This window comes from Ruegeria sp. H4, assembly GCF_056533065.1.
On sequence record NZ_JBQFOC010000001.1, the window covers coordinates 184,503 to 197,643 of the forward strand.

13 protein-coding genes are annotated in these 13,141 nt (G+C 59.2%); 9 read left to right on the forward strand and 4 right to left on the reverse strand.

All coding sequences use genetic code 11. The features are described from left to right. The first annotated feature begins 6 nt into the window (after positions 1-6). From ACR0KG_RS00870 to ACR0KG_RS00880, 3 genes are all read left to right on the forward strand, one after another. Positions 7-1,224, forward strand: coding sequence for a phenylacetate--CoA ligase family protein (locus ACR0KG_RS00870; RefSeq protein ID WP_480826205.1), 1,218 nt, complete (start codon positions 7-9; stop codon positions 1,222-1,224). 103 nt (positions 1,225-1,327) lie between these two features. Beyond that, entirely contained in the window at positions 1,328-2,992 is a 1,665-nt protein-coding gene (locus tag ACR0KG_RS00875; RefSeq protein WP_480550547.1) for an ABC transporter permease, read from the forward strand. A gap of 63 nt (positions 2,993-3,055) precedes the next feature. Next, complete coding sequence (locus tag ACR0KG_RS00880; protein WP_353009256.1) at positions 3,056-3,406, forward strand: DUF2794 domain-containing protein; 351 nt, start codon at positions 3,056-3,058, stop codon at positions 3,404-3,406. On the opposite strand, the gene ACR0KG_RS00885 is transcribed toward ACR0KG_RS00880, so the two are convergent. The 3 genes from ACR0KG_RS00885 to ACR0KG_RS00895 all read right to left on the reverse strand — a co-directional run bounded on the left by ACR0KG_RS00885 (position 3,403) and on the right by ACR0KG_RS00895 (position 5,972). Then, the gene (locus ACR0KG_RS00885; RefSeq protein ID WP_480826206.1) at positions 3,403-4,140 is read right to left on the reverse strand and encodes a C40 family peptidase; all 738 of its coding nucleotides are present in this window, start codon (positions 4,138-4,140) and stop codon (positions 3,403-3,405) included. The two genes, ACR0KG_RS00880 and ACR0KG_RS00885, sit on opposite strands and share 4 nt — an antisense overlap. After that, positions 4,137-5,519, reverse strand: coding sequence for a leucyl aminopeptidase family protein (locus tag ACR0KG_RS00890; protein WP_480826207.1), 1,383 nt, complete (start codon positions 5,517-5,519; stop codon positions 4,137-4,139). The genes ACR0KG_RS00885 and ACR0KG_RS00890 overlap by 4 nt, the downstream gene beginning before the upstream one ends. Before the next feature lie 63 nt (positions 5,520-5,582). After that, positions 5,583-5,972 (reverse strand): hypothetical protein, encoded by a 390-nt coding sequence (locus tag ACR0KG_RS00895; RefSeq protein WP_480543602.1) that lies wholly within the window; start codon positions 5,970-5,972, stop codon positions 5,583-5,585. Between the two features lie 216 nt (positions 5,973-6,188). On the opposite strand from ACR0KG_RS00895, the gene ACR0KG_RS00900 reads away from it, so the two are divergent. Both ACR0KG_RS00900 and ACR0KG_RS00905 read left to right on the forward strand, forming a co-directional pair. Beyond that, positions 6,189-6,662: a phosphoribosyl-AMP cyclohydrolase gene (locus ACR0KG_RS00900; RefSeq protein WP_480826208.1), complete on the forward strand. Its 474-nt coding sequence runs from the start codon at positions 6,189-6,191 to the stop codon at positions 6,660-6,662. A gap of 114 nt (positions 6,663-6,776) precedes the next feature. Continuing rightward, entirely contained in the window at positions 6,777-7,313 is a 537-nt protein-coding gene (locus tag ACR0KG_RS00905; protein ID WP_480826209.1) for an SRPBCC family protein, read from the forward strand. 10 nt (positions 7,314-7,323) lie between these two features. Here the strand turns inward: ACR0KG_RS00905 and ACR0KG_RS00910 are convergent, their stop codons facing one another. Further along, complete coding sequence (locus ACR0KG_RS00910) at positions 7,324-7,926, reverse strand: helix-turn-helix domain-containing protein (protein WP_480543596.1); 603 nt, start codon at positions 7,924-7,926, stop codon at positions 7,324-7,326. Positions 7,927-8,073: 147 nt separating this feature from the next. On the opposite strand from ACR0KG_RS00910, the gene glyA reads away from it, so the two are divergent. From glyA to ACR0KG_RS00930, 4 genes are read left to right on the forward strand one after another with little or no spacing between them, the layout of a single operon-like run. After that, positions 8,074-9,327, forward strand: a complete 1,254-nt coding sequence (glyA, locus tag ACR0KG_RS00915) for a serine hydroxymethyltransferase (RefSeq protein WP_480826210.1) — start codon at positions 8,074-8,076, stop codon at positions 9,325-9,327. Between the two features lie 11 nt (positions 9,328-9,338). Next, a complete protein-coding gene (gene lpdA / locus ACR0KG_RS00920) occupies positions 9,339-10,721 on the forward strand; it encodes a dihydrolipoyl dehydrogenase (RefSeq protein WP_480826211.1) in 1,383 nt (460 codons plus the stop codon). A 14-nt stretch (positions 10,722-10,735) separates the two neighbouring features. Next, complete coding sequence (gene lipA / locus ACR0KG_RS00925) at positions 10,736-11,680, forward strand: lipoyl synthase (RefSeq protein ID WP_480826213.1); 945 nt, start codon at positions 10,736-10,738, stop codon at positions 11,678-11,680. A gap of 24 nt (positions 11,681-11,704) precedes the next feature. Next, positions 11,705-13,078, forward strand: coding sequence for an alanine/glycine:cation symporter family protein (locus ACR0KG_RS00930; RefSeq protein ID WP_480550559.1), 1,374 nt, complete (start codon positions 11,705-11,707; stop codon positions 13,076-13,078). Positions 13,079-13,141: the final 63 nt, after the last annotated feature.

Below are 13,141 nucleotides of genomic sequence, written 5' to 3' on the forward strand. Positions count from 1 at the left end.
ATGGCGATGACCTATTTCGACACACTCGAAACGCGCTCTGCCGATCAGCGTGCCTCGGATCAGGCCGCAGCTTTGCGGGCGCAGCTTGCGCAGGTGACATCCGCATCCGGTTTTGCAGAACATCTTGCTGAGATAGACACTAATAAGGTCAATTCTGCCGAAGATTTGCCCCTGTTGCCGGTTCTACGCAAGTCAGACCTGACCCGCGCGCAGGCCGCTCATTCGCCATTCGGCGGGTTCACCGTGAAGCCAGCGCATCAGTTCCATCACGTGTTCCAGTCGCCGGGGCCAATCTACGAGCCCGGCAATACCGATCAGGACTGGTGGCGCATGGGTCGCTTCCTGAATGCGGTTGGCATTGGCGTGGGCGATATCGTTCAGAACTGCTTTGGCTATCATCTGACCCCGGCTGGCATGATCTTTGAAAGCGGCGCGCGCGCGGTTGGTGCCGCCGTCCTGCCCGCCGGAACCGGCCAGACCGAACTACAGGTCACCGCCGCGCGCGACATCGGATGTACCGCCTATGCGGGCACCCCCGATTACCTGAAGGTCATCCTGGACAAGGCTGATGCGATGGGGGTCGAACTCAAGTTCTCCAAAGCTGCCGTGGGCGGCGGTGCGCTGTTCCCGTCACTGCGTCAGGACTATGCGGATCGCGGGATTTCCTGCCTGCAATGCTATGCCACAGCAGATCTGGGCAATGTCGCCTATGAAAGCGCCGCGATGGAAGGGATGATCATCGACGAGCATGTGATCGTCGAGATTGTGACCCCAGGAACTGGCATTCCTGTGTCCATGGGTGAGGTGGGTGAGGTGGTCGTGACCTCTCTGAACCCCGATTATCCCCTGATCCGCTTTGCCACCGGGGATCTGTCAGCCCTGATGCCGGGTGTCTCGCCCTGTGGGCGGACCAATTTGCGGATCAAAGGCTGGATGGGTCGTGCCGACCAGACCACCAAGATAAAGGGGATGTTTGTTCGCCCTGAACAGGTCGCCGCTTTGGTCGAAAAGCATGACGAGATCGTCAAAGCCCGCGTGATTGCCGCGCGGCAGGGAGAGATGGATACCATGACTGTCCAGATCGAAAGCTCGGGTGGCGATGACATGGCCTATGCCAAATCCGTGGCCGAAGTGCTGAAGCTGAAAGGCGCGATCGAGGTAGTCGCGCCCGGTTCCCTGCCCAAAGACGGCTTAGTGATCGAGGACCAGCGGGTTTATGAGTAAGGTCTGCGGCAGTATGTGTCGCAGATTTGTTGCCCGCACACTGGTGTTTCCGAGCGTTTTGGTCGATTAAAGGCGAAGTCTTCGGCATCAACGCAGCGGGGCAATGACCCAGATCGACTATTCTGAAAACGGATCGCGAAACCGCGGCGTGCGCGGGACCCGGCTTTTGGCCGGGCTGGCCTACGTCGTGGCTGGGGCGTGCCTGTTGCCGATGATCGCGGTTGTTCTGGCTGCGCTGACCGGTGGGACCGATGCAATAACGCATTTGGCCGAGACGGTATTGCCCAGGTACACAGTCACCACGATTATTCTGGTCATATTGGTGGCTATCGGCACGTTCTGCATCGGAACCGGCGCCGCCTGGCTGGTGACAATGACTCGGTTCCCCGGTGTCCGATTGTTGGAAATCGCATTGGTCCTGCCGTTGGCCTTTCCGGCCTATGTGCTTGCCTATGCCTACACCTTTGTTCTGGATCACCCAGGCATCGTACAAACCACCCTGCGTAACGTGACGGGATGGGGCCCGCGCGACTATTGGTTCCCCGAGATCCGCTCGACCGAGGGTGCGGCGGCAATGCTGATCCTTGTACTTTATCCTTATGTCTACCTGCTGGCCCGCGCCGCGTTTCTGCAGCAAAGCGCTACGGCGTTTCTGGCGGCGCGCGCCTTGGGGAACAATCCGTGGTTGGCGTTTCGGCGTGTGTCGTTGCCCATGGCGCGCCCTGCGATTGCGGGCGGGGTGCTGCTTGCGATCATGGAGACCATCGCGGATTTTGGAACCGTCTCCTATTTCGGGGTTCAGACTTTTGCGACCGGCATTTACACCAGTTGGTTTTCGCTGGGTGATCGCGCTGGGGCCGCGCAGCTGGCACTATGCTTGTTGGGTTTTGCCTTGATGCTGGCCGTGGCTGAACGAACGTTGCGCGGGAATGCAAAGTATCATCAAAGCGGCAAACACCATGTGGCGCACCCCGCCGCGCATCTGACCGGGTGGCGCGCCCTTGGGGCGTTTCTTCTTTGCGCAGTGCCTGTCCTGTTTGGGTTCGTATTTCCGGTTCTCATTCTGGTCGACATGGGATTGGAGTCTGAACAGAACCTGCTGTCGGACCGGTACCTTGGGTTCATCCAGAACTCATTGATCCTGGCGGGCACCGCGGCTCTGGTCACTGTAGCGGCGGCGGTCAGCGTTGGATTCTTTCAGCGCCTCAGACCCGGGCGCGCCTCGACCAGCGCGGCTTATCTGGCTCGGCTGGGATATGCGGTGCCCGGCGGTGTGATTGCGGTTGGGCTGCTTGTGCCCTTCGCTGCGTTTGACAACGCACTGGACGCCTGGATGCGCCAGACCTTTGATATCTCGACCGGCTTGTTGGTTACAGGGTCTATCTGGCTGTTGGTCGCGGCCTATATGGTACGGTTTTTGGCTGCAGCATTGGGCGCGTATGAAGGCGGGCAGAGCACGGTTCACGCGAATATGGATGCTGCTGCCCGGTCTTTGGGCCAAACACCTTTGGGCACATTGCGGCGGGTCCATCTGCCCATTCTTACCCCATCGCTGCTGACCGCATTGCTGATCGTCTTCGTCGACGTGATGAAAGAGTTGCCCGCGACCCTGATCATGCGCCCGTTCAACTTTGATACACTGGCGGTGCAGGCTTACCGCTTGGCCTCGGACGAACGGCTCGAAGGGGCTGCCGTGCCGTCGCTGGTCATTCTGGCCGTTGGCTTGTTGCCGGTGATCCTGATCTGTCGACAGATCGGGCGGCGATAGGGAAATACAGCGTTGATGCGCATCAGGCTTGATTCGGGCGCGATTTCCGGCAAGGCTTGAAGTATGAATATGCAGCCTCCCAGCCGGTTCTCTGCAAACTCGGCCCAGATGCCCGTCGCATTCGACCGGCGTGAGATGTCCCATATCCTGTCTGTCTATGGTCGGATGGTCGCCGCCGGAGAATGGCGCGACTACGGAATATCCAACCTGCGCGATACGGCAATCTTCTCGATCTTCCGGCGCACAGCCGAACATCCGATCTATCGCATCGAGAAACACCCGCGCTTGCGGCAGAAACAAGGGATGTATTCGGTTGTTGGCATGGACGGTCGCATCCTAAAGCGTGGCCATGACCTGCGCACGGTGTTGCGTGTGTTGGAGCGTAAGTTGATCCGCTCAGTTTCTCCGGATTAGAGCCGTTTATGGGCGGTCACAGGCCCGTCACCTTGTGCCAGAATGCGCGAAATCGCCTGATCCATTGGCTCATAGGTCACCGCCATATGATACGCGTTCGCATGAAGCAGCATATTGGGACCTGATACCCAGGCCACATGGCCTTTCCAAAACAGCAAGTCACCGCGCAAGGGCTCTGTATCCTCTGGCTGAGCAGTGCCCACAGCCTGTTTCTGATCCCCGCTGTCGCCTGGGCAGGGGATACCACAGGCCAGCAACCCGGCCTGAACCAGACCCGAACAATCCATCCCGAGCCGGCTGTTGCCTCCCCATAGGTAGGGCGTGCCCAGAAACAGCTCGGCCACTGCCACCGGATCGGTTTGCACCTCAGCGATTGGGGTGGTGTGCACCGCTGGTACGAAGCCCAGTTCGGTTTCCACAAACGCCTCGGTTTCAGACAGGGCCTGCAGGGTGCTGCCGAAACTCAGCGAGGTCAAATCGCGCGTCTTCATATTTGCCTGTTCATAGGCATGAGTTGCCGGGGCTGTGATCTTATGCGTTTGAGGAACATCCGGACCCAATTGGGCCGAGCGGACCCAGCCGGGATAGTTGTCCTTATCCGCTGTGATCCGGCTCCAACTGTCTTTTTTGTCCGTAACCTCGACCGTGTCGCCGTACAGCAATTGACGATCGCGTGGACCGTCTGGCTGGCGCAGCAGGTCGATCACAGGCTGGATGACGCGCAGGCGGTTCATAGGCCCAAAATCTCTGGCAGGGCGTTCAGCACAGCGCGTGGGCCTTGGCCCAAACCGCCTTTGCTGCGTCCTGGGGAATTGTTGGGCTGCCATGCGTAGATGTCGAAATGCATGTAGGCGCTGTTCTCGACAAAGCGGCGCAGGAACAGGGCGGCGGTGATGGACCCCGCAAACCCGCCCGAAGGTGCATTGTCTAGGTCGGCGATGCCGGGTTCGATCATCGCCTCGTAGGGTGTATGGAATGGCATCCGCCAAACCGGATCGGCCGAGCGTTGCGCGGCGTCCGACAGTGCGGCTGCGGTCTGATCGTCATCAGTGTAGAACGGGGCCAGATCGGGGCCCAATGCCACGCGCGCTGCTCCGGTCAGGGTGGCCATCGAGATCACCAGATCGGGGTTGCCCTCATCCGCCAGCTCCAGCGCATCGGCCAGCACCAGCCGCCCCTCGGCATCGGTATTGTTGATCTCAACCGTCAGCCCCTTGCGCGAGGTCAGGATGTCGCCGGGCCGGAAGGCATTGCCTGCCACCGCGTTCTCGACCGCCGGGATCAGCACCCGCAATTGCAGGGGTAGGTTCAGCGCCATGATCATCCGGGCAAGACCCAAGACATTGGCTGCGCCACCCATATCCTTTTTCATCAAACCCATCGAGGCGCCGGGCTTCAGGTTCAGCCCACCCGTGTCAAAGCACACGCCCTTGCCGACAAGCGTTAGCTTTGGGCCAGCCGATCCCCAATTCATCTCGATCAATCGCGGGGCCTGATCCGCTGCGCGCCCCACAGTGTGGATCATGGGAAAGTTCTGTTCCAGCAGCGCATCACCCAGGATGGTCTTGCAGGATGCGCCGAATTCTTCCGCCAGTGTTTCAATGGCCTGTTGCAGATGTTCGGGTCCCATATCCGAGGCGGGCGTGTTGACCAGATCGCGGGTCAAAGCCTCGGCATTGGCCATTGCCTCAATACGCGCGGCATCAACGCCCTCTGGCGCGATCAGACTTGTTTTGGAAGGGGATTGGCTAGCATAGCGGTCGAATGTGTAGCCGGTGAGCAGCCAGCCCAAGCATTCCATTTCAGCCCGCTCAGCATCAAGGCCAGATACGATCTGATAGGTGCCTTCGGGCAATGCCTCCGCTGCGGTGGCCAAGGCAAAGCGTTTGCGGGCACGTTTCGCCTCGCTTCCATAACCCGCCAGCGCGCAGGTGGTTTCGCCACCGTCGCCGGGCACCAACAGCGTTTGACCCAGCGCAGCGGTGAACCCGTTTGCCACGACCCAGCGGCCAACATGTTCGGGCTGATCCGCTAACCAAGCGTCCAGATCAGGTTGGGCGATGACATGAAGCGGGACAAAAGGATCGGTCGGTTCGGCAAAGCTGAGGGGCATGGATGTCTCGATTGTTTGACTTTGCGCCCAGACTAGCCACCCGCGATCCGCCTGCAACCCCCGTCAGACAGACAGGTCCTGCTGATCCCAAATCGCGGTCAAAGACCGTTCGCCGATGCGGATCAGCCGCCCAAGCGTCGCCCCAGCGGCAACCGCATCCCCGGCATCAACCGATTGCGTAACATCGCCGGCAACCCTTGCCAGCGCCGTCATCCCGATCTGATCGGCAATCGCCACCAGCGATTTCGAGCATTTGCGCAGATTGTCCCAATCGCGTTTCCGCCAGAACCGTTCGCAATTCGACAGGCGCACGGCCAGTTCCTCGACCGTGCGGCACAGAACGTCCAGTGCGTTCTTGTCACCCAATTGCCGGTACAGGCCGCTCAACCTGTCCGGGTCCAGCCGCACCGTTTCTGTATGTTCAAGCGTGAGTATCTTTTCCACCACATTCACCCTACTTCTGTCGCCCCCACGGCGTAGACCAGATATTGGTCGGGAATTCCTTTGCAAAACCTTGCCCCAGGCCACAAGAATGGTTCGAATTTTCAGTGAATTCAGGCTTGTTTCCGGATGTGAGGCAATAAGCGCGCGCAAATCGACGCAGCCACCCTTGAAATGAAACCGTCATGCTGACACTTACCATCGAAACCAACGGAAAAGGACCGAGTTATGTCGATCACTGCTGACGAACTGACTGCTGCCCGCGTGGCCTGGGGCGATGGATTGATTGCAATCTCGAAAGCCTACGAGGAAGGTGGCATTGACGCGGCACGACCGGTTGCCGAAACCGTTCTGCATGCGGCCTATGGCTACAATCTTGGTCCGGTTTTGTTCAAGCCGACACTTGCATCAGGAGACCAGACCTTTCGCCCAACACGCCACGGTGCGCTGGCCTATTTCGTTGGTCATGACGACGCTTACCCGTTGGACGGCGGTTTTGGGATCAAAGGCTGGCGCGAGATGGATAGCGTCACTTCGGCCAGTTTTGTGGAAGGCGACGTAGCCATGTGGATGGGCGCCGTCATCCTGACCGATAAGGACGGGAACGTGACGCAGGTCGACAAAAGTTTTGGTTACAAGAAAGACGCCGATGGTGTACTGCGGATTGTCTTGCACCACTCATCGCTGCCCTATCAGCCGTAGTTCCGACGCTGTCCCAACAGGAACATTGAACATGGCTCGGATCAGACCTCTGATTCCGGGCCATTTTTTTGATATGATCCCGTCAAATAGTATTTTTGGAATCGGATCGGACCCATGAGATTTATCAAACGTCTTTTTGTCTTTCTGCTTGTGATTGTCGTGGCGCTTGTGGGCGTCTCTTATCTGCTGCCCGGAAAGGCCGAGGTGTCTCGTTCAATCACCATCGACGCCCCGGCTGAGGCGATCTTTCCTTACGTGAACTCCATGCAAGAGACCGAACAATGGTCCCCGTGGCTGCATCGCGATCCCGAAACCAAACTGTCTTATTCCGGTCCGGAGGCCGGAGTTGGCAACACCCTGAACTGGAGTTCGGACCACCCTCAAGTTGGCACCGGATCGCAGGAGATTGTTGAGAGCATTGAAAACGAAACCGTCCGCACGGCGCTTGATTTCGGCCCGATGGGGACGGCAATGGCTGCGTTTGTCCTGCAGCCCGAAGGTGGGCAGACACAGGTCACTTGGGGGTTTGAAACCAATCTGGGCCTCAATCCCATGTCGCGCTGGATGGGCCTGATGATGGATAGTTGGGTCGGTGGCGACTACGAGCGCGGTTTGTCGAACCTGAAGGTGCTTGTTGAATCGCAGGGGTGATCCGGGCGGCTTACTCCAAGGACACCCACAAAACGCGAGCGTCTTCTTCGCTGGTCGAGATACAGCCATGCCCCATGCCGCTGTCGTAATACAGTGAGTCCCCAGCTTTCATCGGCAAGGGGCGATAGTGTTCGGACAGAAAGGTCAGCTCTCCGCTGATGACATACAGAAACTCTTCCCCACTGTGCCTGATCCAGTTCTCGAATTCGGATACATCGCGGGCTTTGATGGTCGCAATGTAAGGCAGCATGCGTTTGCTGGTCAGTTCCGGGCACAAAAGCTCGTGCAGATAGGTGGGGGTGTCCCGCATCTCACCTTCACCTTTTGGGGTGAAATCCCGTCGACCCGCGATCCCAGTTTGACCTGATTGCAGGAACAATTGCGGGGTGCTCATATCCAGCGCCTGAGTCAATCGCCGCACGATTTCAAAACTTGGCCGTGTCTGGTTGTTTTCTATCTTGGACAGCGTCGAACGACCGATTCCCGCGGCGCGCCCGGCTTCCTCCAACGTCCACCCTTTGGCACGGCGTGCGTCTCGGATCGTGCGTCCCAAGGCTGCGCCGTCATCCTCTTCCTCCGGTCCGACGGCGTCATTCAGGCTGTCATCGACCATAGAAACCTCCCTGGTTTTCCGTAGGTTAACGATTTCCACGACCTGACACAACTTCACAAAATTGAGATGGGTATTGCCATCTTTTACAAAATTCCCCTATAGGAAACAAAGTTTCGTACTTGAGATTCGAGCGCGAGAGAGGAAAATATGTTCACAACATCGCTTAAGGATGCTGACCCGATCATCGCCGCTTCGATTGATCGCGAGCGCCAGCGCCAGGCTCAGCAGATCGAGCTCATCGCATCCGAGAACATCGTCTCGCAGGCCGTGATCGACGCGCAGGGTTCCGTACTGACGAACAAATATGCCGAAGGCTATCCCGGTCGTCGTTACTATGGCGGGTGCGAATATGTGGATGAGGTCGAGGTCGAGGCGATTGAGCGGCTCAAGAAGCTGTTCGGGTGCGAATATGCCAATGTCCAACCGCATTCCGGTGCGCAGGCAAACGGCGCTGTCAAGCTGGCGCTGCTCAGCCCCGGTGACACGATCCTGGGCATGTCTCTGGATGCGGGCGGGCACCTGACCCATGGCGCAAAGCCCGCGCAATCGGGCAAGTGGTTTCACCCGGTTCAATACGGCCTGACCGATGCGGGGCTGATCGATTATGATCAGGTCGAAGCGCTGGCCAAAGCAGAGAAGCCGAAGCTTATCATCGCGGGTGCGTCGGCCTATTCGCAAAAGATCGATTTCGCGCGGTTCCGCGCCATCGCGGATGAGGTTGGGGCCTGGCTGTTGGCTGACATGGCCCATATCTCGGGTCTGGTTGCGACCGGGTTGCATCCTTCACCGGTTGGTCACGCACATGTCGTGACGTCGACCACGCACAAAACCCTACGCGGTCCGCGCGGCGGGATCATCCTGACGAATGACGAAGCGCTGGCAAAAAAGATCAACTCGGCGGTGTTTCCCGGTCTTCAGGGCGGTCCGCTGATGCATGTGATTGCCGGTAAGGCCGTTGCATTCGGAGAGGCGCTGAAACCTGAATTCAAGGATTACATGCAGCGCGTCGTTGACAGCGCGGCAGCGCTGGCCAATGTGATGATGGCACGAGGCTGTGACATTGTCTCAGGCGGCACCGAAAACCATCTGATGCTGGTCGACCTGAGGCCGCTTGGCGTGACCGGAAAAGACGCTGAAGCCGCGTTGGAACGTGCCGGTTTCACCTGCAACAAGAACAGCGTACCGGGCGATCCGGAAAAACCGACAATCACCAGCGGTATCCGTTTGGGAACGGCAGCCGGGTGCAGCCGCGGGTTTGGCCCGGACGAGTTCACCCGGATCGGCCACCTGATCGGCGACGTTCTGGATGCCCTGCGTGAGACGCCCGAAGGCAACGCCGCTGTCGAGACCGAGACCCGCGAAAAAGTCCGCGCCCTGTGCGCCAACTATCCAATTTACTGAAAGAAGACCCAATGAGCACCTATGACCTCATCATCATCGGGGGTGGTCCCGGCGGATATGTCGCTGCGATCCGCGCGGCTCAGTTGGGTTTGAAAGTGGCCTGTGTCGAAGGGCGTGGTGCCCTTGGCGGGACCTGTCTGAATGTGGGGTGCATACCCTCCAAAGCGTTGCTGACCTCCTCGGCCAAATATGCCGAGCTTGCACATCTCTCCTCCCATGGCATTGCGGTTGAGGGGGCCAGCATCGACGTGCCCGCGATGATGGGGCGCAAGGACAAGATCGTTGGCGATCTGACCAAAGGCATTGGTTTTCTATTCAAGAAGAACGGCGTTGAGCTGATCGAAGGCTGGGCCAGCATTCCCGCCGACGGGCAGGTGCAGGTTGGCGACGACATCTATGAGGCCAAGAATATCCTGATCGCCACAGGGTCTGAGCCGACACCGCTGAACGGTATCGAGATCGATGAGCAGGATGTTCTCAGCTCAACCGGTGCCTTGGCGCTGGACACGGTGCCGGATCATCTGGTTGTCGTCGGGGCAGGGGTGATCGGGCTTGAGTTGGGTCAGGTCTGGGCGCGTCTTGGAGCCAAGGTCACAGTGGTTGAGTATCTGGACCGTGTCCTGCCCGGTATCGACGGCGAGATTGCGAAACTGGCGCAGCGCGCACTCAGCAAACGCAGTCTGAAGTTCCAGTTGGGACGCGCGCTGAAGGCCATTGATAAGTCTGAAACCGGATTGACGCTTACTCTGGACCGGGTCGGCAAAGACAAGGAAGAGGTGATCGAAGCCGACAAGGTTCTGATCGCCGTCGGACGCCGCCCCGTCACGCGCGGGTTGGGGCTGGAAGAACTGGGGATAGCTCTTGACCCGCGCGGCTTTGTCCAAGTGGACAACAGCTTCCGCGCATCGGTTCCCGGGATCTATGCGATTGGGGACTGCATCCCCGGTCCGATGCTGGCCCACAAGGCCGAGGAAGACGGCGTTGCCTGCGTTGAGATGTTGGCAGGGCAGGGCGGCCATGTCGACTACAACACCGTGCCGGGCGTCGTTTACACCGACCCTGAGGTTGCCTCGGTCGGCGTGACTGAAGAGGCGCTGAAAGAAGCCGGTGCCGAATACGCAGTCGGCAAATTCGCGTTCATGGCCAACTCGCGCGCGCGGTCGACAGGTGAATCCGACGGCGCGGTCAAGGTTTTGGCGGACCCGAACGGCAAAATCCTGGGTGCGCATATCTGCGGTGCCCATGGCGGTGATCTGATTGCCGAACTGGTTCTGGCCATGACCAAAGGCGCAACCGTGTCCGAGGTCGCCTCCACCTGTCATGCGCACCCAGCCATGGGCGAGGCGGTCAAAGAAGCCTGCCTCGACGCCATGGATCGCGCGATCCACGCGTAAGAAGGAGCCACCAGATGACCATCCAGCTTCGCACCCGCCACCCCGAAAAGGCCAAAAAAGCCGACAGCGTCATTCCGCGCAAGCCCAAGTGGATTCGCAAGAAAAAGGGCGATGGCGCCGAGTATTATAAGACCCGTCGCTTGATGCGAGAGCATAACCTCGCCACGGTCTGCGAAGAAGCCGCCTGTCCGAATATCGGCGAATGCTGGTCCAAACGTCACGCCACCATGATGATCATGGGCGAGGTCTGCACCCGTGGTTGTTCTTTCTGCAATGTTGCCACCGGTCGACCTGATGCGCTGGACCCGTTTGAACCGGCCCGGGTTGCCGCCGCAGTCAAGAAACTGGGCCTGCGCCACGTGGTGATCACCTCGGTCGACCGCGATGATCTGGCCGATGGCGGTGCTGAACATATTGCCCAAACCATCCGTGCTGTGCAGCACCAGAATCCCGGCACGACGGTAGAAGTTCTGACCCCCGACTTCCTGGGCAAAGGGGATGCGGCCGATCTGGTCTTTGCGGCCGCCCCCGACGTATTCAACCACAACCTGGAAACGGTACCGCATCTATACCCGACGGTTCGGCCCGGTGCCCGCTACTATGCGTCGCTGCGTTTGCTGGACGATGCCAAACGCGCAAATCCCAAGATCTTCACCAAATCCGGCCTGATGGTCGGCCTTGGCGAAAGCCTCAGTGACGTGCGCCAGGTGATGGATGACCTGCGCGCCGCAAATGTCGATTTCCTGACAGTCGGGCAATACCTGCAACCGACCCCGAAACATCACCCGATCGACCGGTTCTGGTCACCGGAAGAGTTCGCCCAGCTGGAGCAGATCGCACGCTCCAAGGGCTTTCTACACGTGTCGGCCGCGCCGCTGACCCGTTCGTCGTTCCATGCGGACGAAGACTTTGCCGCCCTCAAGCAAGCCCGCCAGCGGGCAATTGCTGCCGGGGCATAACCAGACGCATTAGGGAGGAATACCATGGAAGCGTTAAATTCAATCGTAGGAGCCATCAATGGCGTCGTGTGGGGGCCGCTGATGCTGGTTCTCATCCTTGGCGTCGGCTTCTTCTTGCAGGTCGGGCTGAAATTCATGCCGATCCTGCGCATTGGCACGGGCTTCAGCCTGTTGTTCAAAGGCCGGGAAGGTCAGGGTGAAGGGCAGATCAGCCCGTTCAACGCGCTTATGACTTCGCTGTCGGCAACCATTGGTACAGGTAACATCGCTGGTGTGGCCACTGCTGTCTTCCTGGGCGGTCCAGGCGCCTTGTTCTGGATGTGGATGACCGCCCTGGTGGGCATGGCCACCAAATATGCCGAAGCTGTTCTGGCGGTGAAATACCGTGAAAAGGACGAGCTGGGTAACTTTGTCGGCGGCCCGATGTACTACATCAAGAACGGCCTCGGCGCGAAATGGGCCTGGCTGGGCGTTGCATTTGCCTTGTTCGGCGCTGTTGCGGCCTTTGGCATCGGCAACGGCGTGCAGGCAAACGGCGTGGCACAGGTTCTGGAAGCCAACTTTGGCCTGAACACCTCGGTCACCGGCGTGGTTCTCATGGTCCTGACCGCAGCCGTGATCCTGGGCGGCATCACTCGCATCGGTGCGGTTGCCGGTAAACTTGTTCCGTTCATGGCCATCGCCTACATCATCGCCGGCCTGCTGGTTCTGCTGATCAACATCGGCAACATCGGCTCTGCCCTGTCGCTGGTCTTCACTCACGCCTTCACCCCGTCCGCCGCCGAAGGTGGCTTTGCCGGTGCAGCCGTCTGGGCCGCCATCCGCTTTGGTGTGGCACGGGGTGTTTTCTCGAACGAAGCCGGTCTGGGTTCCGCCCCGATCGCACATGCCGCGGCCGAGACCAAAGGTCCGGTTAATCAGGGCCTGATCGCGATGCTGGGTACCTTCATCGACACCATCATCGTCTGCTCGATCACCGGTCTGGCGATCATCGCGTCGGGTGCCTGGACATCGGGTGAATCCGGTGCGGCGTTGACTTCGGCCGCGTTCGAATTGTCGCTGCCGGGCATCGGTGGGTATCTGATCGCCATCGCTCTGTCGATCTTTGCCTTCACCACCATTCTTGGCTGGTCGTTCTACGGCGAGAAATGTGTCGAGTTCCTGCTGGGCGTCAAATCGCTGCTGCCCTACCGCATTCTGTGGATCGTTATGATCTACTTCGGCGCAACTGCAGATCTGGGCTTCATCTGGCTGCTGGCAGATACGCTGAACGCCATGATGGCTATTCCTAACCTGATCGCCCTGGCCCTGCTGAGCCCGATCGTCTTCAAATTGACGAAAGAGTTCTTCGCCTCGGGCGGCAAGTCCGAAGAGCCGGACGCAACACCTGCCGAGTAGTCTGGGATGAAATGACCGGGGGGCCATCCCGGCCCCCCGGCCTCGAAACAAAACTCTAAGTCA

What these genes read in the sequence shown, in the direction of transcription:
- ACR0KG_RS00930 (WP_480550559.1), top strand. Translation starts at nt 11,705, where the DNA reads ATGGAAGCGTTAAATTCAATCGTAGGAGCCATCAATGGCGTCGTGTGG.
- ACR0KG_RS00910 (WP_480543596.1), bottom strand. Translation starts at nt 7,926, where the DNA reads ATGGTCGATGACAGCCTGAATGACGCCGTCGGACCGGAGGAAGAGGAT.
- ACR0KG_RS00890 (WP_480826207.1), bottom strand. Translation starts at nt 5,519, where the DNA reads ATGCCCCTCAGCTTTGCCGAACCGACCGATCCTTTTGTCCCGCTTCAT.
- glyA (WP_480826210.1), top strand. Translation starts at nt 8,074, where the DNA reads ATGTTCACAACATCGCTTAAGGATGCTGACCCGATCATCGCCGCTTCG.
- ACR0KG_RS00885 (WP_480826206.1), bottom strand. Translation starts at nt 4,140, where the DNA reads ATGAACCGCCTGCGCGTCATCCAGCCTGTGATCGACCTGCTGCGCCAG.
- ACR0KG_RS00880 (WP_353009256.1), top strand. Translation starts at nt 3,056, where the DNA reads ATGAATATGCAGCCTCCCAGCCGGTTCTCTGCAAACTCGGCCCAGATG.
- ACR0KG_RS00900 (WP_480826208.1), top strand. Translation starts at nt 6,189, where the DNA reads ATGTCGATCACTGCTGACGAACTGACTGCTGCCCGCGTGGCCTGGGGC.
- ACR0KG_RS00905 (WP_480826209.1), top strand. Translation starts at nt 6,777, where the DNA reads ATGAGATTTATCAAACGTCTTTTTGTCTTTCTGCTTGTGATTGTCGTG.
- ACR0KG_RS00870 (WP_480826205.1), top strand. Translation starts at nt 7, where the DNA reads ATGACCTATTTCGACACACTCGAAACGCGCTCTGCCGATCAGCGTGCC.
- lpdA (WP_480826211.1), top strand. Translation starts at nt 9,339, where the DNA reads ATGAGCACCTATGACCTCATCATCATCGGGGGTGGTCCCGGCGGATAT.
- lipA (WP_480826213.1), top strand. Translation starts at nt 10,736, where the DNA reads ATGACCATCCAGCTTCGCACCCGCCACCCCGAAAAGGCCAAAAAAGCC.
- ACR0KG_RS00875 (WP_480550547.1), top strand. Translation starts at nt 1,328, where the DNA reads ATGACCCAGATCGACTATTCTGAAAACGGATCGCGAAACCGCGGCGTG.